Raw genomic sequence first — 20,024 nt, 5'->3', positions numbered from 1 at the left:
CCTAGACGGACGGCTCGTCGACCGGGGTGAGGACGGCGCCGGTCAGCGGGGTGTAGGTCGTCCAGCCGAGGTGTTCGTAGAGGGCGCGGCCCTCGGTGGTCGCGCCCAGGACGGCGGTCGGGGATCCGGCGGCGGCGGCCGTGGCGCACAGGGTGCGCATGACGAGGCTGCCGAGGCCGTGGCGGCGGTGGGCCGGGGCTGTCTCGATCTGGTCGATCACGGCGGCGGCGCCGGGGGCGGGGACCGCGATCTGGCCGCGGGCGGCGAAGGCGTGGTCGTCGGTGGTGACGAGCGCGCGGGTGAGGCCGCCGTGGGTCCAGGTGCGCAGCCGGTAGCCGTCGGGGCAGCGGGGTTCGGGCCCCGCGGTCAGCCGGGTCGCCATCAGGAAGCCGGGGCTGTCGAGCTTCCAGCCCGGGGCGAGCCAGGCCTCCACGGTCTCCGCTTCCAGGAAGCACTTGAGCCATGTCCCGGGCGCGGTGACGGTCCGCACGACCGTACGGACGAGCGCCTCGTCCGCGTCCGGCAGTACGTACCGGCGCACCTGCGGCACGAGCCCCACGTCGACGGTGAGCCCCCACGGCCCCTCGATCGGCGGCGCCGCCGCCCGGGAGACCACCCAGCCCTCGACCCACGCGCGCTTCAGCTCCGCGGGGGTGAGTCCGTCCGTGCTGCCGACACCTGATGAGGTAATGGTCTCCGTCATGGAGTGAGTCTTACATGCACGGACCCGTCGCGTCAGCCCGCTTTACGGGCCAGGTCCGCGAGGTGGTCCGCCAGCAGGGCGCGGGCGCGGGCCGCGGTCAGGCGCGGGGGCGCGGCGAGGAGCTGGAGGACGAGGCCGTCGAGGAGGGCGTGCAGGCGGGCGCCCTCGGTGGCGGGGGTGCGGCCCGCACCGAGCCTGCCCAGCTCCGCCAGCGCGGCGACCGCGCTCTCGACGGAGTCGCGGATCAGGTCGTCGACCTCGGCCCGGCGCTCGGCCGCCGCCGGGTCGCGGTGGGCGAGCACGACGAGTGCGAACCACGCCTCGGACTCCAGCCGCCGCTCGTCGTCCAGCGGCAGCAGCTGCTCCAGGTGCGCCTGCACGAACTCCGGCGAGAGCGCGCCCGACGCCGCGTTGGCCGCGGCGATCCGCTCCCGCACGGCGGCCACGGCGTGGTCGACGGCGAAGAGCACCATGGCCGTCCTGTCCGCGAAGTAGTGCCGCAGCGCCCCCGCCGACCAGCCGGACTCCCGCGCGACCGAGCGGACGCTCACCGCGTCGAAGCCCTCCCGCAGCGCGACGCGCCACAGCGCGGCGGCCAGCTCCGCGCGCCGCTCGTCATGGTCGACCACTTTCGGCATCCGGCCATTATCGCACGCCTGTGTTATCTTGAGGGGAAGTGACACGGCCGTGCTAAATAAGGGGTACGGGTATGCGCCGTTTCGACAAGACCTCGTGGTGGACGTTCGCCGCCGTCGCGGTCGTCCTCAACATCGCCCGCCAAGCGGCCTTTCCGCCGTCCGAGGTCAGCGCCGCCACCACGCTCGGCCTGGCCGTCGCGGTCGTGGCGCTCGCGTTCGCCCTCACCGCGGCCTTCGCCACGCTCTTCCGCTCGGACGACGACTAGGACCCGCCTGGGGCGCGCCCAGGTCCGGGACCTGGCGGTGGGCCTCCGCCAGCCACCGGCCGGGGCCGCCGTGCGTCACGGACTCCTCGGCCGTCTCCGCCGCGTAGGCACGGTAGTCGAGCCGCGCCTGCGCCAGGCTGAGCGAACCGTTGGGCCCGCCACGCACCATGTGGGCGTCCGCGTCGTCCTGCCCGTCGTCCTCCCAGCCGCACTCCGGGCAGATCTCGAAGTCGGCCCGCTTCTCCAAGGTCAGCTGGAAGCAGCAGGGGCAGGCGACGAGGTCCGCGGAGGCCATGCCGGACATCGTTCCGCTCCCGCGGCCCGGTCCGCAAGACACGAGCCGGGCCGCGGGCCTCGAAACGGCCCGGCGCCTGCGGCGGTTGACCAGGTCGCCACGCTGTTCCCGGAATCGGGTCCGGGGGCGCCGGACCCCGTCACGACGGTCGCGTGGCGGATCTGGCATATCGGCAACCTCTGCCTGCGCGGCTAGGTGCTCACGGCGGCGAGATCGGCCTGCTGCGCGACCTGTACCTGCGTGAGGGTGGCTGATCCGGCGGTGGGCGGCCCCGCCGGTGCGGAGGTCCGGGCCTCCGCACCGGCGGGCCCGCGGGAAGGATCAGCCGTGGGAACCGGGTTCCACGGGCTCGGTCACCGGGTCCGGCACCGGGGTCGCGGGCTTCGCCGGGGGCGGGACCTCGACGCTCGCGCTTGCCAGGACACTCGCGCGGGGGAGCAGCGGGCCCGCCAGCGCCGTGGTCACGAGGGCCATGATCACCATCATGGTGAACATCTGGCTGTCCAGGACGTTCAGTTGGACGGCCACGTTGAGGATGATCAGCTCGGTCAGGCCGCGGGTGTTCATCAGCAGGCCGAGCGCGCGCGACTCCGTCCACGACAGGCCGAAGACGCGGGCCGGGCCGATCGCGCCGAGGAGTTTGCCGAGGCAGGCGACGGCGACGATGGCCAGCAGCTCGACGTACTGGCGGCCGCCGAGGCCGTTGATGTCGACGCCGAGGCCGGTGATGATGAAGAAGACCGGCAGCAGCACCGTACTGACGTTGTCCAGCGGCTTGCGCAGGTGCTCGGTCAGCTCGCGGGCGGGCTCGCGCGGCATGATGAAGCCGAAGAGGAACGCGCCGAAGATCGCGTGGATGCCGATCCACGTCGTCGCGTAGGCGGAGAGGAACGCGCCGGACGCGAGCATCACCAGCAGCTCGCGCCACTTGCGGCGGCCGGCGAAGAAGCCCACCAGGCGGGCGAGCACGGGCTTGACCACGAAGAACATCAGCACGACGTAGCCGGCGCTCAGCGACAGCACCTGCACGAGGTCGCGCGCGCTGCCGGACGTCACGAGCGCGGAGACGTACGCGAGCATGCACCACGCGAGGATGTCGTCCACGGCGGCGCTCGCCAGCGCCAGCGTGCCCACGCGGGTGTGGCCGATGTTGCGGTCGGTGATGATGCGGGCGAGCACCGGGAAGGCGGTCACGGACATCGCGGCGCCCATGAAGGTGGCGAAGGTGGTGAAGGAGATGTGGTGCCCGGCCACCGTGTTGTGGTGCGGGTAGAGGAAGACGGCGACGAGCACGCCGAGCCCGAAGGCGCACGCGATCGACGACATCGACACGGCCGCGGCGAGCCCGCGGTGCGGCCGCAGGATGCGCTTCTCGAACTCCCACCCCACCATGAACATGAACAGCGCGAGGCCGACCTGCGACACCGCGGAAAGCATCGGTCTCGAATCGGCGGGGAAGAGCTTGTGCGTCAGGTCACCGGGGAACTGCCCGAGCACACTCGGCCCGAGCACGATGCCGGCGAGCACCTCGGCCATGACGACCGGCTGGCGAAACCGCGGGGCAATGCCGCCGAGAGCGAGACCGACCAGCAGCACGAAGGCGATACCGGCCATCATGATGGCGATTTGTAAATCGGCGTGCGGGGCGAGCGAATGCAGCGCAACGTTCGTCATGTGAGCGGATCTCCTCAGGAGGCCGCCGAACCGCGCGGGCCGCGCGGCTCCGGCGGGAGCGGTCACAGCGGTCGTGGTGCTCAACAGGCTCTGCGGTGGGCCCATGCGGCCGCACAGGCAGACCTACGCGGGCGCACGCAAGGGACGGGCGCGGCGATGCGCCGGCACACGTTGGCCGAAATGTGGCGCGACGGGCACTGGACGAGGATGACGGTCGTCCGGACGTCTCCGGAGGCAGCGAGTGTAATTTGCCGGAGGCACGGGCGTCTACGATTACCGGCGAACGGGAAATCCCCCCGAACGACGGCTGATTCACGCCAGCGCGGACGCCGCAGGCCGGAAGGGGTGCGCGTGAGGCGTTATGCCGCAATTCATGAATTCCTCACACCTGGCCATGAATTCGTCATACCGGGCGTATGAAACCACCCGGCGGCCCGGCAATTCCCCGGCCCAGGTCCGCGGGTCGCGGGCTCATGTCGTGGGGGTCCAGCCGGGGAGGGTGGGGAGGAGGGTGGTGGCCAGGTGGAGGAGGGTGGTGTCGTCAGGGGGGAGGGTGCCGTTCGTGTGCCAGAGGGCGAGGTCGAAGGATTTGCCGGAGCCCTGGGGGTCCATGGACACGGACAGGACGGTCGACGGGGCGCCGGGGGCGGAACCGCCGGAGCTGGAGTCGGAGCCGAGGCTGATCCTGATCGCGCGGTCCGCGTAGGAGAACGCAGGGTGGCCCAGGACGGTGTGCTGCCGCGCGTCGGCGCCGAGGATCTTCACCGTCTGGGCCATCGGGAGGTTGTGGTACGTGACGGCCAGGTTGACCGTCCAGGTCGGGAACGAGACCTGGGCGTAGGGGCCGGACAGGCCCTTGTCGTCGGTGGGGGGCGTGCTGCCGCTGGTCGTCGTGGACTGCGCCTTCTCCCCCGGGGTGCCCAGCAGGTCGGCCAGGTCCGGGACGTACAGCAGCTCGCACAGCTGCGCCCCGGACAGGTAGGGGGACTTCACCGGCGGCTTCGAGGGCTTCGAGCACGTCGCGGCCGGGGCGGCGTGCGCGTGCTCCTTGTCGGCGTGCGTGTGCTGGAAGAAGAGCAGAGCGGCGCCGAAGCCCCCGATCAGCACCACCGCCATGACGGCCTGGCCCCACGCGCTCGCACTCTTCGGCCGAGCCTGGCTCTCCCCGGACATGTCCCCCACCTGCGACAATTCTTGATATGCGGCGGGGGGACACTAACCTCTGCCGGGCGGGCGCACAAGTGTTCCCCGGCGGGGAGCCGGCGACCCCGACCGGGCGGCGGGGCGCGGGAGTTGGCAGACTCCCCGGCATGGAGCTGATCGCGAAGGGCCGCGAGGCGGACGTGTACGCCCTGGACGAGGGGTGGGTGCTGCGCCGCTTCCGGGACGGGGGCCGCTCCACCGCGCAGGAGGCGCGGACCCTGCGGTGGCTGGCCGCCGCGGGCTACCCCGTACCCGCCGTGCACGCCGCGGACGGGGCCGACCTCGTCATGGAGCGGCTGCACGGCCCCACCATGTCCGAGGCGCTGCGCGAGCACCCGTGGCGGGCCGCGGAGTACGGGGCGGTGCTCGGGCGGCTGCACCGCGAACTGCACGCGCTGCGGGCGCCGGAGTGGCTGCCGCCGCTCACCGATGACGGCGCCGGGGACGCCCGGGTGCTGCACCTCGACCTCCACCCGGAGAACGTGCTGCTCACCGCGCAGGGGCCGCGGGTCATCGACTGGTCCAACGCGCGGGCCGGGGCGCCCGAGGTGGACGTCGCCATGACGTCGGTGATCCTGCGCTGCCTCGAACTGCCCCTGCCCACGCGGCTGGTGCTGCGCGCCCTGCTGCGGTCGGCCAACCGCGCCGCCGAAGCCGACGTACGCGCCGGCATGCCCGCCGCGACCCGCCTGCGCCTGGCCGACCCGACCCTCAGCCCCGCCGAGATCCGCCTCGTGGAGGAGCTGCGGCAGCGCTACGCATGAGGGTGGGAGGGGGAGTTGGGCGCGAGCCTCAGGCCCCCTCCTCCTCGTCCTCCTCGCCGTCCTCCGCCGCGTACGGGTGGACGAAGCGGTCGGCGGACAGCGGGGTGAACCAGTCGGCCACCGGGGCCGGGTCCGTGGTCGTCGCGTCCAGGCCCGCCGCGAAGTCGCCGAAGGCGGTGCGGACTTCGGCGTCCAGCAGGCCGTAGAGGTCGGCGGTTGCCTCGGCCCGGTCCAGCAGCAGCCGCATGAGCAGCTGTTCGGCCGGGCACGCCGGGGGCGCGGGGAGCGGCTGGGCGAGGCGCCCCGTCATCGTCACCGCGGTCGTGACCAGGCGGCGGACGAAGAGCACGTCGTAGTGGCCGGTGTATTCCGCCGGGAGGTCGTCCAGGACGAGGAAGGGCTCGCCGTGCCCGGTGCACCCCGGGCCCGCGGGCTCCAGCCGTCCCAGGTCCGCGAACAGCTCGTCGACGAGCAGGTGGACGCCGTAGACGAGGGCGCCCGCGGCGATCTCCGCGGCGGCTCCCGCGGTGTGCGGGAAGGCCCGCAGCTGGGGGGCCATCGCGCGCAGCCTGCGCCGCATCGCGTCGGCCTCCGCGTCCGGGCTGCCCGGCGCGGCCGGTCCGCCGGCCGCGTGCCGGCGGGCGCGCTCGGCGGGGTCGGACGGCGGGGCGTCCGGGCCGTCCGCGGCGTCCAGGCTCTCCTGGGCGATGCCGTCGTGCAGCTGCACCTCGCACCGGGTGACCACCCAGTGCGCGAGCAGCCCGCTGCGGGCCAGCATCTCCGTCATGACGACGTGCACCGCGTCCTCCGCTGGCTCCAGCCCCGGGGCGGCCACGACGACCCTGAGCAGCGCGCCGCGCGGATGCCCGGCGATCACCCGGTCCAGGACGGTGACGTCGGAGCCGTCGGGCTCCAGCGCGTCGAAATGCCGCTCCAGCAGGCTGACCGCGCCCTCGCGCTGGAGCGCGTCCAGCGCGGGTGCATCCGCGGGGATCTCCGCGTCGACCGTCACCGCGTACGTCATGAGGCCGCATCGTTCCCTACGACCCCGCCTCCGCGGGCCGGAACGTCTCAACTGGTGGACGCCCACGGGCGGCTCTGGTAATGCAGTACGGCTCCCCGGCACCGGCCCACCTGCCCTTCCGCGCAGGCCCACCCGCCCCACCGGCCCCCGCAGGGAACACGCACGTCACCGCCCCCGCCGGCGGCGCAGGCAGCGCCAAGAACGGCGCCGGTTTCAGCCCTGGTTCACCCCCGCGCGGCGCGCAGTTCACCAGGGGGCGCCACCTTCGGGGCATGACTTCACGATCCCTCCTCACCCGTCGGCGTACCCGCGTCGCGATGGCGATCGGCGTGGCCGTCGCCGTCGCGGGCGCGGGCACCGCCGCCGCACAGGGCGCCGGGTGGCTCTCCCCGTCGCACGACTTCCGCGCGAACGCGGACACGTACTCCACGCACGGCAGCAGCACCCTCACCGGTGACGTGCTGCGCAACGACTCCGGCGCGACCGCGGTCGTCCGGCACTCCGCCCCCTCGCACGGCGCGCTGACGATCGGCGCGGACGGCAGCTTCAGCTACAAGCCGCAGGCCGGCTTCAGGGGCACCGACACGTTCACGTACACCACCACCGACGCGGTCGAGCTGTTCAAGGACACCACCGCGAAGGGCACCCCGCTGGCGCCGCTCGCGCAGGTCAAGGGGCCGAACGGCACGACCACGCAGCTGTCCGGCGAGGGCTACGGCTCGTCGCTCACCCCCGTCCCGCACCGGCCGGGCTACTTCTACGGGCTGACCGACCGCGGCCCGAACGCGGACGCCCCCGACGGCAACAAGTCGGAGATGCTGCTCGGATTCACCCCGCAGATCGGCGAGTTCAAGCTGGTCGACGGCAAGGCGGAGCTGGTCAAGCAGGTCACGCTGAAGGGCCCGAAGAGCCTGGGCGGCGTGAAGTACAGCGGGCTGCCGCCGCACGACACCGCCGAGGTCATCGACGACGTCGACAGGACCAACGCCAACGGCGGCACCCCCGTGCCCGTCGCGCGCGACGCGTACGGCTACGACTCCGAGGGCCTGGTCGCGCTGCCCGACGGCAGCTTCTGGGTGTCGGACGAATACGGCCCGTACATCACGCACTTCGACGCCAACGGCTACGAGCTGGGCCGCCTCACGCCGTACCGCAACAGCGTGGACAACGCCAAGCACAAGATCCTCGGCTACCTGCCCGCCGAGCTGGCCAACCGCGCCACCAACAAGGGCATGGAGGGCCTGACCGTCAGCCCCGACGGCCGCACCCTCGTCGGCATCATGCAGTCCGCGCTCCAGCAGCCGGACCTCGGCAGCACGAAGGCCAAGAACGTCGCGCCGACCCGTATCGTCACGGTCGACCTGCGCACCTTCGCCACCAAGCAGTACCTGTACCTGCTGGACGACCCGGCCGACACGGGCAACGCCAACAGCGAGATCACCGCGCTGTCCGGGACGAAATTCCTGGTCGACGAGCGCGACGGCAACTACCAGCCGTTCGCGAAGAAGACGCTCTACACCGTCGACGTCAACGGCGCGACGGACGTCTCCGGCCTGACGATCGGCGGCAAGTCGCCGGAGGCCTTCGTCGGCAAGGACGGCACGAACGACGCGCTCGCCGCGCTGACCGCCGCGGGCGTGAACGTCGCGCAGAAGCAGCAGACCCTGGACGTCGGCACCCTGGTCAGCCAACTCGACCCGACCGGCGGCTTCTTCGCGCACGACAAGGTCGAGGGCGTCGCGACGTCGGACGGCGGCCGGACGCTGTACCTGTCGAACGACGACGACTTCGGCATCGACACCATCGCCGTCGACCCCGACGGTACGTGGACGGTCCACCAGAAGGTGCTGCCGTCGACGGGCGCGGAGGACAGCGGCGAGATCCTCAAGGTCGACACGACCAAGCTGCCGGCCGTGCTGAAGACCGTCACCGTCACGATCACCGTGCGCTGAGCCCGCGCGCGGCACGGCTCCCTCCGGCAGGGGGCCGTGCCGCGCCGGGGACCGCCTCGTCGGTGACCGCTCTCGTCGGGGCGGAACGTCACCGGGAGTTCACCCTCCGCAGGTGTCAACGCCCGCGGTGCGCTGCTGGAATGGACCGCCCTACGCACAACAGGGCCTACCGGCGGCGTACTTGGGGGGCGTACCGGGCATGGGCGGGATGGACGGCTTCCTCAGCGCCGACAACATCGTGGCCGTCGCGACCGCGCTGATCGGCGTCGGGGTCTCGGTCGGCGTCGTCTGGTACGAGCGCCGGGTGCGCGGCAAGAGCATCGGCTACCGCGTGCAGATGGACATCGCGGTCGACGGCGGCAACGAGCTGTTCACCGCGCTGCCGCGCACCCCCGACGCCACGCTCGTGCTGCTGCGGATCGAGAACGACGGCGCCGAGGACATCCGCACCGGCGACTACACCGACCCCGATCCGGACCGCGGCCTCACCGTGCTCTTCACCGGCCGCCAGGTGCAGAGCGCCGCCGTCACCCAGCCCGACCCCGCGGGCCTGATCGGCCACTTCCGGCTCGCGCCGGACGCCACCGGCGTGCGGCACGACGCCGACAAGGTCTACCTGCCGCGGGTGCCGCTCAACCCCGGCGAGCACTACAAGCTGCTCATCCGGCTCACCGGCGGCCCGGTCAACTCCCCGGTCACGATCACCGGCGGCATCGCGGGCGGCAAGGTCAAGCCCAACCGGTCGGTGCCGATGGACGAGAAGCCGCCGTCCTTCCCGCGCCCGGCGCGCTTCGTCACCGTGCTGCTCACGGTGTGCGTCACCGTGCTCGCCGCGATCATCGTCGTCGCCGAGAACCCCCCGCCGCCGATGGACTGCGCCACCGGCCACCTGACCGTCACCGGCTCCACGGCCTTCGCCCCCACCGTACGGGCCGTCGCCGCCGAGTACACCGGCGAATGCCCGGACGCGTCCGTCACCGTCACCGCGAACGGCAGCGAGGAGGGTGTACGGCAGCTGTCCGCCGACGGCGACGACGGCGGCGCGCCCGATGTCATCGCGATGTCCGACGGGCCCAAGGCGGAGGGCGACTACCCGGCGCTCCGGGACAACCAGGTCGCCGTCATGTCCTTCTCCGTCGTCGTCAACTCCGGTCTGCCGGTGCGGAATCTGTCGACCGCCGACATCCAGCGGATCTTCCTGGCCCACGTCACCGACTGGGACCAGTTCGGCGGCGGGAACCAGGAGATCCGGCTCGTCAGCCGCACCGCCAACTCCGGCACCCGCGACATCTTCAGCCACAAGCTGCTCGGCAACTACGGCGAACCCGCGCTCACCTCGCACGACTGCCGGACGACGAACGGCCCCACCGACCACTTCGTGCGCTGCGAACGCGACACCACCGGCGACGTGCTGTCCGCCGTCGCCTCGGTGCCCGGCGCGATCGGCTACGCCGAGACGAGCGCCGCCCTCGCCGCGCCCGGCGTGCGGACCGTCACCATCGACGGCGCCGCCGCCACCGCCGAGCCCTCCGGCTACCCCTTCACCGAGATCGAGCACGCCTACACGTACGGCACCCCCGGCGACGACTCGCTCGCCACGAGCTTCCTGAACTTCCTGCTGCGCGGCGGCGGCCCGTCGCTGATAGCGGCTCGCGGGCACGTGCCCTGCTACTCGCCCGACGGGTACGTGCGGTGCGGGCTCGCGCCCGCGGGGAGTGCCACGAGCTGAGGGCTCCCGGCCGCGGGGAGTGCCACGGGACGAGGGCTCCGCGGGGGCTCCCGGGCCCTACGCGCCGCCCGCGAACGGCGGGGCGACCTCGGCGAGCGAGCCGTCCGGCTGGAGGCCGTAGAAGCGCGGCGGGGGCATCGACTCGACCAGCCGCCGGATCTCCGCCGCCCGCTCCTCCGGCGTCGGGCCCGCCGGGTCGCGCAGCGCGAAGCCGCACAGCGGCACCGCCCGCCGGTCGACGTCGGCGGGGTCGGGGCGGCCCTCCACGGTGAAGCCGAAGAGGGCGCGCAGCGCGTCCTCGCCGAGCTCCAGCGGGTGGAAGGGCAGCGGGTAGGTCTCGTCCTCCTCGCCGGGCCACGGCTCGATCTCGGCGGGGCGCTCACCGGCCCAGTAGGGGCGCTCGAAAGGCAGCGGCTCACCGATGTCCTCGGTGACCCCGTCCTCCGGGGAGACGCTCAGGGAGCGCACGAGCCGGCCGTCCTCCCACACCGCGAAGGCCAGCCAGTCGACGGCGCTGTGCATCGCGTGCAGCACCAGCCGCCGCCCGCGGCTCGCCGCGACCAGCCGGGCGGGCAGCTGGGAGGGGAAGTCCAGCATCACGCCCTTGTCGCACACCAGGTCCAGGCCGGGCCAACTCCCGGCGAAAGCGGTGCCGTTGACCGGGTAGGTGTCGTCGAGGGTGCCGTCCGCGGCGGGCGTGACCTCCCACCCCGGGTAGAGCCGCCGCATCAGCGCCCGCGTCCGCTCCCGGTCCGGCTCCCCCGCCGCTGCCGCCTGCCGCAGCGCGTCCGGTACGGCGCCGTCGGCGTACCCGAGCAGTCCGGTCTTGGCTCCCACGGTTGTCTCCCCCTGTGCTCGTGCGATGTGCAGTGCGTACTCGTGCGGTGTTCGTCCTCGGGCCCGCACCGTATCCGGCCGCACCGTCAGTGCCCGAATCCGCCGGTGGGGAGGGGTGGTTGGAGGGTCACGGGCCGCCCAGGGCGGCTTCCTCGCGGTCGAGGTCGAGTTGGAGTCGGCGGCGGGTGGTGTCGCTGATGCGGTGGCCGTCGTAGAGGCGGAGAAGTTCTTCGCGTTGCACGATGATGGCCTCCTGGCGGAGCAGGCGGTAGGCCTCGTCGGCAGTGTTTCCGCGGCCGTTACCGTCGCCGCCCCCGCCGTTGCGCTCCAGGCGGTCGGCGAAGGCGCGCCGGGCGCGGTCCAGGGCGGTCGCGGGCGCGGCCTCCAGCCCGGCGAGCGTGTCGACGTGGGCGAGGGCGGCGCGGTTGAGCACGTCCCGCGCGGCGGCCTCCTCGCGGGCGGTGTGCTCGGGCTCCAGGGCGAGACCGGAGCGGCCCACCACCCCGGCGAGGGTGAGCCCCTGCACGACGAGGGTGAGGACGACGACGGCCGTGGTGAGCACCAGGACCAGCGGCCGCCCGGCGAGCGGCGACCCGTCGTCGGCGGTCAGCGGAATGGACAGCGCGGCGGCCAGCGGCATCACCCCGCGCGTCCCGGCCCACGTCACGACCCCCGCGGCCCGCCACGGCAGCCGCCCTTCCGTCCCGGCCGGCTGCACCCCGCGCGTCAACGGCAGCGTCCACAGCACCCGTACGGCGAGCAGCACCGCGGCGAGCGCGAGCGCCTGCACCGGCCACCACCGGCTGCCGGCGGGCAACTCCTGCACCAGCGCGGGCAGTTCCAGCCCGATGACGCCGAAGACGACGCTCTCCAGCAGGAACACCACCACCGCGTAGACGGCTTGGACCTGGAGCCGTACGTGCGCGTGGCCCAGCGTGCGCCCGGAGCGCCCCAGCAGCACCCCGGCGACGACGACCGCGGTCACGCCCGACGTGTGGGCCGACTCGCCGAGCACGTAGGCGGCGTACGGGGTGACGAGCGCGGTCACCGTCTCCAGCACGGGGTCGGCGGTACGCCGCCGGATCAGCCACACGACCCCCGCGACGCCCCCGCCGACCGCGGCCCCGCCGCCGCCCAGCAGCAGGAACTCGCCACCCGCGGCGGGCACGCCCACCGCCGCGCCGCCCGCGGCCACCGCCACGCCCACCGCGACCTTGAACAGCACCAGCGAGGTCGCGTCGTTGAACAGGCTCTCCGCCTGCACCAGCACCTGCACCCGCCCCGGCAGCGCGAGCCGCCGCCCCAGCGCCGTCACCGCGACCGGATCCGTACTGGCCAGCACCGCCCCCAGCACGAAGGCCATCTCCGCCGGGAGCCCCGTCACCGCGACGGCCACGAAGGCGATCGCGGCCGCCGACGCGAAGACCAGCCCCAGCGCGAGCACCGTCACCGGCCGCCACACCGCCGCGAGGTCCCGCAGCGACAGCTCCTCCGCGGAGGCGTACAGCAGCGGCGGCAGCACCACCAGCGCGATCGCCTCCGGCGGCAGATCCAGCGCCGGCACCCCCGGCACGAGTGCCACCCCGACCCCGGCCAGCACCAGCACGGACGGCGCGGGCAACTGCCACCGGCGCGCGAACGTCGCGACCACGGTGGCCAGAACAACCAGCAGAAGAACGACCCCTACAGCGTGCACCTTGCGTACGACCCCACGACGCCACTGGGCCGGCCGCCGCCCTTACGCGACCACCGCACCCACGCCGACCAGGCTTCCCGGCACACCGGGGGTCATTTTATCGGAACCTTGACGCCTCCCGCGGGGGTGAGCGTCTTGCGCTGCCGCGCGGGGTGGGCGTTTCTGCTGCGCAGGGCGGTGAGCACTGAGGGGCGGGGGCGGCCCACCGCCGCGGCGCGGGTCGTCACCGACCCGAAGGGGCAGCCCGGTCCGTACCGGACCACCGGCCGGTGGACGGTTGCTCGCGCAGTTCCCCGCGCCCCTGGTGGCCCGGACCCTACGCAAGGGCGGGCTGCTCCGGGGCGGCAGAAGGCGCGGGGCGGCGGGACCAGTGGGTGGCGATCACGGCGCAGACGGCGAGCTGCATCTGGTGGAAGAGCATCAGGGGGAGGATCGCCAGGCCCGCGCGGGGGCCGAAGAGGGCCGCCGCCATGGGCAGGCCCGTGGCCAGGCTCTTCTTCGAGCCGCAGAAGACGATCGCGATGCGGTCTTCCGCCGGGAAGCCGAGGCGGCGGGCGGCCAGCGAGGTCGCGGTGAGGGCGACCGCGAGCATCGCCGCCTCCAGGAGGAGGAGAGCGGTCAGGCGCGGCAGGGTCACCTGGTGCCAGATGCCCTCGGACATGCCCTTGCTGAAGGCCGTGTAGACGACCAGCAGGATGGAGACGCGGTCGAGGCGGCCGAGGACGCGCTTGTGGCGGGTGACGAAGCCGCCCGTCCAGCGGCGCAGCAGCTGGCCCGCCAGGAAGGGCGCGACGAGTTGCAGCCCGAGCGTGGCGAGGCCGTCCGCGGAGAAGCGGACGGTGGAGCCGATGAGCCAGGCCGCGAGCAGCGGGGTGAGGAGCATGCCGAGCAGGCTGCTGTACGTGCCCGCGCAGATCGCCGCCGCGACGTTGCCGCGGGCGGTGGAGGTGAAGGCGATCGACGACTGCACGGTGGAGGGCACCACGCACAGGAAGAGCAGCCCCGTCGCGAGCTGCGGGCTCAGCAGCGCGGGCGTGGCGGCCGCGCCGACCGCGAGGCCGAGCAGCGGGAAGAGCACGAACGTCGCCGCGACGACGACGGAGTGCAGCCGCCAGCCGCGCAGGCCCTCCACCGCCTCGCGGGCGGAGAGCCTGCTGCCGTAGAGGAAGAAGAGCAGGCCGATGGCGATGTCCGCGGCGTCCCCCGCCGCGACCGCCGCGCCGCCCTCGGCGGGCAGCAGCGCGGCGAACGCGACCGTACCGGCGAGGGCCGCCGTATACGGGTCGGCCACCCGGCGCAGCGCACCGAGCGCCTTCCGGGGCATGGCCCGGCCGCCGGGCGCGCGCGGCGCAGGACGCGCCGCGTCGCGTACGGAGGGGCCCCGGTCGCCGGGCGCGCGGGAGGCCGGATCCGCTGCGCCGGGCAAGACGCCGGGCGCGCGAGGGGCCGTACGCGCCGCGCCGGGCGAGCCGCCAGGCGCGCGGGACACCGGACCTGCCGCGCCGGGCGAGCCGCCAGGCGCGCGGGAGGCCGGATCCGCTGCGCCGGGCGAGCCGCCGGGCGCGCGAGGCGCCGGATCCGCCGCGTCGGGCGCACGGGACACCGGACCCGCCGCGCCGCGTACGGAAGAGCCCCGGTCGCCGGGCGCGCGGGAGGCCGGGCTCGGCGTCCCCGAAGAGGAGTCCGGGCTGTGCGGACCCGCGTGCGGTGAACCCGGGCCGGGGGCGGGGCTCGGGTCGGGCGGCCGGGGCGGTACGGGCACCTCAGTCGTCCCCTTCCGGTTCCTCCGGGGGTGATGCGGGCTGCGGGGCCGTGCCCGCCGCGGGTGCGTGGGTGACGTCGACGTCGCCGCCGTCCCCGTCGTGGTCGCTGCCCGCCGTGCCCTTGCTGCGCAGCATCGTGTTGAGCGTCCTGTCGACCTCCAGCCAGGAGTCGGCGTTGGAGTTGTCGATGATCAGGAGCCCGTGGTTGTCGCCGTGCACCTGCTCGGGCTGCGCGGGCTCGTCGTCGTCACGGCAGCAAGGGGGCGCGGCCGGGGCCGACTTCGCACCCGTATCCGTACCCGGCGCCGTACCGCCCTGCGCCGCGGACGCCGACGTCCATCCGCCGCCGGCGGCCAGCAGGCCCGCCGCCAGCAGGGACGCGACGCCTGCCCGGCGCGCGGCCGTCGGCCCGGGGGCCGCGTGCCTGCCGCTCATCGCGCGCGCCCCGCTCAGACGCCGACGGGCGCGGCGACCGGCGCACGGTCGTGCGGCACGCCCGAAGTGCCGTGGTGGCGGCTGATGTTGCGCTCCAGCAGCTGCGTGGAGCCGGCCACGCCGACCGCGCCCGCGCCGCGCACCTCGGGCAGCCGCCCGTCCGCCGCCTTCAGTCCCACCAGGGCGTTCTCGATCGCCGTGTGCGCGGCGAACAGGCACGGGGTGCTGTAAATGGCGACGTCCACACCGAGGTCGGTCAGCTCGGTCAGGGACAGCCGCGGCGACTTGCCGCCGCCGATCTGGTTGAAGAGCAGCGGCTTGTCGCCGATCACCTCGCGGATGCGGTGGACCCAGTCGACGCTGCGCACCCCGTCGACGAGCACGACATCCGCGTCCGTCTCGGCGAGCGCGGCGGCCCGGCGCAGGATGTCGGACTCCTCGGTGGCGTCGGTACGGGCGACGACCAGCAGGTCCGTCCGGCTGGCGAGCACCAGCTCCAGCTTCTCCAGGTATTCCTCCAGCGGCAGCGTGAGCTTGCCGTCGGCGTGCCCGCAGCGGCGCGGCCGCTTCTGGTCCTCCAGGATGACGCCGGACGCGCCCGCCCGCTCCAGCCGCTGCACGACATGGCAGGCGACCTCGGGGTCCACGTAGCCGTCGTCGATGTCCACGAGCAGGTGGTGCCGGGGGAAGGCCAGCCGCAGCCGCTCGGCGAAGGCGACCATGTCCGGCCAGGCGATGAAGCCGATGTCGGGGAGACCGTAGTAGGAGGCGGCGAAGCCGAAGCCGGAGACGAAGAAACCGTTGTAGTGCTGGGCGGCGATAGAGGCCGAATACATGTCGTAAACCCCGATGAGCGGGGTCGTCCCGGCGGAGGCGATCTCGTTCCGCAGGACGGTTCCGTACTGCACGCGTTCTCCCTGGCTGGTGGTGGTGGCAGGCAACGAGGCATGGGCAGATGTGCCGAGGCACGCGCGGGTGCGGGTGCCTGTGCGCGTGCACGGCAAGGCCGTACGGCATATGCACATGCCGAAAACTTTGCCCAGTTTTGCCGAACTTTGGGGCCACTGCCAAGCTCTGATGGGCTTTGCGCCTCTTTCGGGCTATTTCTCGGCGCGCCGAGTGGACGCGGCTCCGATGATCACAACGCCGTGAGGGCGTGCAGCAGCCCGTACGAGGCGCCGACGATCGCGGTCAGCCGGTCGTGCCGGGTCGCGAAGCCCGCGACGGCGGTGCGGGTCGCCGGGTGGAAGCCCAGGAAGCACTGCTGGCCGAAGGTCGCGCCCGCGTGGAAGAGCAGCGGGCCGCCGGGGGCCGGGTGCTGATACCACGTCAGGGTGTGCACCTCGCCGCGGTGCCGGGGCGTACGGCGGCGCAACTGCGGGATCTGCACGTCGCGCAGCGCCGCCGCCCGCGGGTCGAGCAGCGCCTCGGCGTACGCGAGCAGGTCCGCGGGGGTGGCGAGCAGGCCGCCCGCGGGGCTGAAGGCCGCCATGTCGACGGCGGGCATGGGCGTGCGGCCGTCGCCGCGGTGGCCGGTGGCGGCGTTCGCGGCCGCGCCGCCGGGGCCGAGCACGGCGCCGGTCATGCCGAGCGGGCGCAGGACGCGGCGGGCCAGCAGCTCGGCGTACGGGGCGCCGCCGGCGCTTTCGAGGACGGGGCCGAGCAGGGCGATGCCGAGGTTGGAGTAGTGCCAGCGGGTGCCGGGCGCGTGCCGCGGGCGGGCGGCGGCGAGGGCGGCGAGCAGGCGCTCGCGCGTGTAGCCGGCGTAGCCGTTGGTCTGCGGGTGCAGGATCGCCGGGGCCAGCAGGTCGCGGGGCACGCGGGGCAGGCCCGAGGTGTGGGTGGCCAGGTGGCGCAGGGTGATGCGGTCGGCGGCGGGGCCGTACGCACCCTTGCCCGCGCCCGTACCCGTACGCCGGTGCGGGAGATGGGCGGTGAGCGGGTCGTCGAGGGTGAGGGCGCCCGCGCGGGCGAGGTCGGCCAGCAGCAGGACGGTGAAGGTCTTCGTGAGCGAGCCGAGCCCGTACGCGAGGTGCTCGCGCCCGGCGCCCCCCGTACCCGTACCGCCCGACACGTACGTGCGCCGGCCCGCGCGGGTGACGGCGAGGACGACGTCGGGGGCCCGGACGCGGGCCAGCGCGGCCTGCATCAGGGGGACTTCGGGGGCCGTAACGGCTTCGGTGGTCGGCGGTGGGAGGGTCGCCGTCACGCCGCCACGTCCGCGGACAGCGCGCGCGAGGTGGCCATCGCGGACGCGAACGCCGCGACCAGCGTGGGGTGGTGGACCTCGTCGAAGACTGTGGCAGGGTCGCCCTCGGGCAGCGCGCCGCGCACCGGCATCGCGCCGTCCGGCCCCTGCACGGCGGCGTACCGCTCCCACAGCCCGGCGTCCAGCGCGGGACGCGGCAGGCACGCGTCGACCACCAGCAACTCACCCACCAGATCCCAGTGTTCGAGTTCGGCCCAGTCCTCCAGCCAGGCGGGCAGATAGCGCGCGAGGTAGTCGGCGACGGCGGGCGGGATGCCGTGCGGATCGGCGCCCCAGTCGGTGAGATGGAAGACGGTGTGGGTGATGTGGTAGGCGACGTGCAGCTGTACGGTCCAGGGTTCGGGCGTGCGGCCGAGCCAGGTGGCCGCGAGGGCCTGCTCCCGGTCGCCGCTGGGCATAAGCCCGATCTTGCGCTCGGCGTTGAGCAGGCCGAGCCGCCGGTTGGGCATCATCTCCAGGGCCTGCCAACTGATCGTCGTGCGGGCCAGGTTGATGGCCGCCTCCAGCCCGGGGTGGCGGTGGCCCAGCTCGTACAGGCTCGCGTAGATCTCCAGCGGGACGGGTGACATCGGCTCCTGGCGCTGGAGTTCGGCGAGCAGGTTGCCGCCGTCGAGCAGGTCGCGCCACGCGAAGTCCAGCAGCCGTGACGAGGCCTCGTGCTGCCGCGATCCCGCGACCCCCTCGCGCGCGAGCACCCGCATGTTGACCGCCAACTCGCCGACCGGCTTGAGGCGTTCGACGATCCCGCGGCCGGTGGCGCGGTCCTCGTCGGTGAGCCGGAAATGCTCGCGGTTCGCGTCCAGCCAGGCCAGCGCCCGGTCGCCGACGGCGTGCAGCAGCGCGGGGGTTGCGGCGCTCGCGGTCACGGTGTCGCCTCGCTTTCCATGGATGCTCGGGCAAGCGTGGACGCGAAGGCGGCCACGAGGGTGGAGTGGTAGCAGGCGAGGAAGGTCTCGTGCTCCGTGGCGCCCGGCGGCGGCGGGTCGCCGCTCTCCGGCACGGCGCCGTCCGGGGTGCGGGCGGCGGCGAAGCGGGCCCACTGCTCGGCGTCCGGCGGGCGCCCCGGCAGGCACGCGGCCACCGCCAGGAATTCGCCCGTCAGGTCCCACAGCCGCTCCTCCGCCCACGTGTGCGTCCACGCGGGCAGCCACAGCCGCAGGTAGGCCGCGAGGTCCGCGGGCAGCCGCTCGGGCGCCCGGCCCCAGTCGGTGGTGTGGAAGACGTCGTGCGTGATCCCGTACGCGCCCGTGCGGTCCAGCGCCCACGGCTCCGGGCGCAGGCCCAGGCCGGTGCGGGCGAGGACGTCCGCGAAGTCCGCGTGCGGGGGCAGGCCGATGCGCCGCTCGGCGTTCAGGACGCCGAGCGTGCGGGTGTGGTCGTCGCGGGCGACCCGCCAGCGCCGCAGGGACGTCGTCGCGCCGATCAGCTCCTCGGCCCCCGGATGGCGCAGGCCCGCGGCGGCGAAGACCCCGTACAGCTCCACCGGATACGTCGCCGCGGGCTCGCCGTGCACCAGCTCGGCGAACAGCTCGCCGCCGCGCGCCTCCTTCCACGCGAAGGCGAAGAGGTCGGCGGCGGCGTCCCGGACGGCGGGCAGCGGGTGCAGGACGGTGATGACGCGCATCAGCTCGGCCAGCTCGCCGAGCGGCTTGAGGGTGAGGTTGGGGTCGGCGTCGGTGGTGACGTCGGCGGGCAGCCGGAAGCAGGGGCGCATGGCGTCGAGCCTGCGCAGGGCCCCGCCGGCGACGTCGTCGAGGAGGGCACGCAGCCCGCCGCCGTCCGCCCCGTCGGCCGGGGACCCGTCGGTGCCCGCCTCCGCCGCCGGGCTCACCGGGGGCCGCCGCCGGGGAAGCGGCGGGCGGCGGTGGTGTGCAGGGCCACCCGGGGGTCGCCGCCGCTCATCCGGTGCACGTACACCAGGCCCGCGTCGAGCCCGAGCGTGCCGGGTACGTCCGGGGCCCGCACCAGCCAGCGCCCGACCCCGGAGGCCTGGAGCCAGTCCCGGCGCCGTACCGCCCGGACGAAGCCGCGCGCGAGGTCGTCCGTCCGCCCGGCCAGGCCCGCGGCGAGCGCGGGGGCCAGCCCCGGCAACGAGAGGGCGGCGAGCTGGGCGGCGCGGTGCGAGAGCCGCGGCCACGGGTCGGTGCGCACCCACGTGTCGTCCCCGCCGCCCGCCGCCTCGGCGGCGAGCACCTGCGCCGCGGGCAGGTACGCGCGGGACGCCTCGGCGAGCCCGCGGTAGCTCCACCACGACACGTCTGAGGCGTCCGCCCCCGGCGGGTAGGCGGCCAGCGCGTCCCGTACGAGCCGGGCGTCCGGCGCGTCCGCGCCGCCCCGCGCGGGATCGAGCCCCAGCGCGTACGGCGCGAGCACGTCCGCACCCAGCACCCGGATCGCGGCGAGCGCGACCCGGTCGTCCTGCGCGAGAAGGGCCGACAGCGCGTAGGAGCCGCCCTCGCCGTCAAGGGCGAGGGCGACTCCGTTGGCGACATCGGCCACCGCAGCGCTCAGGGGAGAGTTCTCCTGCGCCTGCTCGGCCAATGGTCTCCCCTTGCCGTCAGCGGTCGTCCGTCTTCACGGGCCGGGGGGTCGGGGGCGACACGAGCAGCAGTCCTGCGAGAAGCAGGCCGCCGAAGCACTCGCGGCTGTCGCGGTAGATGCCTTCCGGTTCTGCGGAATCCAGCAGTCCTTCGACCTCGGCGGCGAGGGCCGTCGTCTCGACCGGGGCTGTCAGCTCCGTAGCCATGGGACCAACTCCTTCTTTCCGGTTGGATCT

General features: G+C 74.2%; 20 protein-coding genes. 4 read left to right on the top strand and 16 right to left on the bottom strand.

Translation table 11 applies throughout. The annotated features are described in order from the left end of the window. Position 1: 1 nt before the first annotated feature. Positions 2–703, bottom strand: coding sequence for a GNAT family N-acetyltransferase (locus ACH4SL_RS30670; protein WP_398451499.1), 702 nt, complete (start codon positions 701–703; stop codon positions 2–4). Positions 704–735: 32 nt separating this feature from the next. Continuing rightward, positions 736–1,341: a TetR/AcrR family transcriptional regulator gene (locus ACH4SL_RS30665; protein WP_398451497.1), complete on the bottom strand. Its 606-nt coding sequence runs from the start codon at positions 1,339–1,341 to the stop codon at positions 736–738. A 71-nt stretch (positions 1,342–1,412) separates the two neighbouring features. Here ACH4SL_RS30665 and ACH4SL_RS30660 point away from each other — a divergent pair, with 71 nt between their 5' ends. After that, entirely contained in the window at positions 1,413–1,607 is a 195-nt protein-coding gene (locus ACH4SL_RS30660; RefSeq protein WP_398451495.1) for a hypothetical protein, read from the top strand. Here the strand turns inward: ACH4SL_RS30660 and ACH4SL_RS30655 are convergent. From ACH4SL_RS30655 to ACH4SL_RS30645, 3 genes are all read right to left on the bottom strand, one after another. Next, positions 1,564–1,902: a CPCC family cysteine-rich protein gene (locus ACH4SL_RS30655; protein ID WP_398451493.1), complete on the bottom strand. Its 339-nt coding sequence runs from the start codon at positions 1,900–1,902 to the stop codon at positions 1,564–1,566. The genes ACH4SL_RS30660 and ACH4SL_RS30655 overlap by 44 nt on opposite strands. Before the next feature lie 321 nt (positions 1,903–2,223). After that, the gene (locus ACH4SL_RS30650) at positions 2,224–3,576 is read right to left on the bottom strand and encodes a cation:proton antiporter (protein WP_398451491.1); all 1,353 of its coding nucleotides are present in this window, start codon (positions 3,574–3,576) and stop codon (positions 2,224–2,226) included. Between the two features lie 471 nt (positions 3,577–4,047). Next, positions 4,048–4,749, bottom strand: a complete 702-nt coding sequence (locus ACH4SL_RS30645; protein WP_398451489.1) for a DUF6215 domain-containing protein — start codon at positions 4,747–4,749, stop codon at positions 4,048–4,050. Between the two features lie 137 nt (positions 4,750–4,886). Between ACH4SL_RS30645 and ACH4SL_RS30640 the strand changes: the two genes are divergently transcribed. Then, positions 4,887–5,543 (top strand): phosphotransferase, encoded by a 657-nt coding sequence (locus tag ACH4SL_RS30640; RefSeq protein ID WP_398451487.1) that lies wholly within the window; start codon positions 4,887–4,889, stop codon positions 5,541–5,543. Between the two features lie 28 nt (positions 5,544–5,571). On the opposite strand, the gene ACH4SL_RS30635 is transcribed toward ACH4SL_RS30640, so the two are convergent. Continuing rightward, on the bottom strand, positions 5,572–6,567 hold the full coding sequence (locus ACH4SL_RS30635; protein ID WP_398451485.1) for a hypothetical protein: 996 nt from the start codon (positions 6,565–6,567) through the stop codon (positions 5,572–5,574). A 272-nt stretch (positions 6,568–6,839) separates the two neighbouring features. On the opposite strand from ACH4SL_RS30635, the gene ACH4SL_RS30630 reads away from it, so the two are divergent. Both ACH4SL_RS30630 and ACH4SL_RS30625 read left to right on the top strand, forming a co-directional pair. Next, positions 6,840–8,519, top strand: a complete 1,680-nt coding sequence (locus ACH4SL_RS30630) for an esterase-like activity of phytase family protein (RefSeq protein WP_398451483.1) — start codon at positions 6,840–6,842, stop codon at positions 8,517–8,519. A gap of 199 nt (positions 8,520–8,718) precedes the next feature. Further along, entirely contained in the window at positions 8,719–10,248 is a 1,530-nt protein-coding gene (locus ACH4SL_RS30625; protein WP_398451481.1) for a PstS family phosphate ABC transporter substrate-binding protein, read from the top strand. A gap of 57 nt (positions 10,249–10,305) precedes the next feature. Here the strand turns inward: ACH4SL_RS30625 and ACH4SL_RS30620 are convergent, their stop codons facing one another. The 10 genes from ACH4SL_RS30620 to ACH4SL_RS30575 form a co-directional block, all read right to left on the bottom strand. Then, positions 10,306–11,085 carry a DUF6928 family protein gene (locus tag ACH4SL_RS30620; RefSeq protein ID WP_398451479.1) on the bottom strand — a complete coding sequence of 260 codons (780 nt, stop codon included), beginning with the start codon at positions 11,083–11,085 and terminating at the stop codon, positions 10,306–10,308. Between the two features lie 127 nt (positions 11,086–11,212). Beyond that, complete coding sequence (locus ACH4SL_RS30615) at positions 11,213–12,736, bottom strand: Na+/H+ antiporter (protein WP_398451477.1); 1,524 nt, start codon at positions 12,734–12,736, stop codon at positions 11,213–11,215. 361 nt (positions 12,737–13,097) lie between these two features. After that, positions 13,098–14,105 (bottom strand): bile acid:sodium symporter family protein, encoded by a 1,008-nt coding sequence (locus ACH4SL_RS30610; RefSeq protein WP_398451475.1) that lies wholly within the window; start codon positions 14,103–14,105, stop codon positions 13,098–13,100. Between the two features lie 439 nt (positions 14,106–14,544). Continuing rightward, positions 14,545–14,979, bottom strand: coding sequence for a hypothetical protein (locus ACH4SL_RS30605; protein ID WP_398451473.1), 435 nt, complete (start codon positions 14,977–14,979; stop codon positions 14,545–14,547). A gap of 14 nt (positions 14,980–14,993) precedes the next feature. Then, a complete protein-coding gene (locus ACH4SL_RS30600; RefSeq protein ID WP_398451471.1) occupies positions 14,994–15,887 on the bottom strand; it encodes an oxaloacetate decarboxylase in 894 nt (297 codons plus the stop codon). A 230-nt stretch (positions 15,888–16,117) separates the two neighbouring features. Continuing rightward, positions 16,118–17,188, bottom strand: a complete 1,071-nt coding sequence (locus ACH4SL_RS30595) for a serine hydrolase domain-containing protein (RefSeq protein WP_398451469.1) — start codon at positions 17,186–17,188, stop codon at positions 16,118–16,120. Then, a complete protein-coding gene (locus tag ACH4SL_RS30590; protein ID WP_398451467.1) occupies positions 17,185–18,114 on the bottom strand; it encodes a DUF6895 family protein in 930 nt (309 codons plus the stop codon). Before ACH4SL_RS30590 ends, ACH4SL_RS30595 begins: the two co-directional genes overlap by 4 nt. Beyond that, positions 18,111–19,079, bottom strand: coding sequence for a DUF6895 family protein (locus tag ACH4SL_RS30585; RefSeq protein ID WP_398451465.1), 969 nt, complete (start codon positions 19,077–19,079; stop codon positions 18,111–18,113). Before ACH4SL_RS30585 ends, ACH4SL_RS30590 begins: the two co-directional genes overlap by 4 nt. After that, entirely contained in the window at positions 19,076–19,789 is a 714-nt protein-coding gene (locus tag ACH4SL_RS30580; protein ID WP_398451463.1) for a hypothetical protein, read from the bottom strand. The genes ACH4SL_RS30585 and ACH4SL_RS30580 overlap by 4 nt, the downstream gene beginning before the upstream one ends. Before the next feature lie 16 nt (positions 19,790–19,805). Then, on the bottom strand, positions 19,806–19,994 hold the full coding sequence (locus ACH4SL_RS30575) for a hypothetical protein (protein ID WP_031518242.1): 189 nt from the start codon (positions 19,992–19,994) through the stop codon (positions 19,806–19,808). Positions 19,995–20,024: the final 30 nt, after the last annotated feature.

The sequence above is a fragment of the Streptomyces sp. NPDC021020 genome (assembly GCF_044333285.1).
Lineage (GTDB): Bacteria > Actinomycetota > Actinomycetes > Streptomycetales > Streptomycetaceae > Actinacidiphila.
The sequence above is the reverse complement of the archived record's forward strand: the minus strand, read 5'-3'. Positions and strand labels throughout refer to the sequence as shown.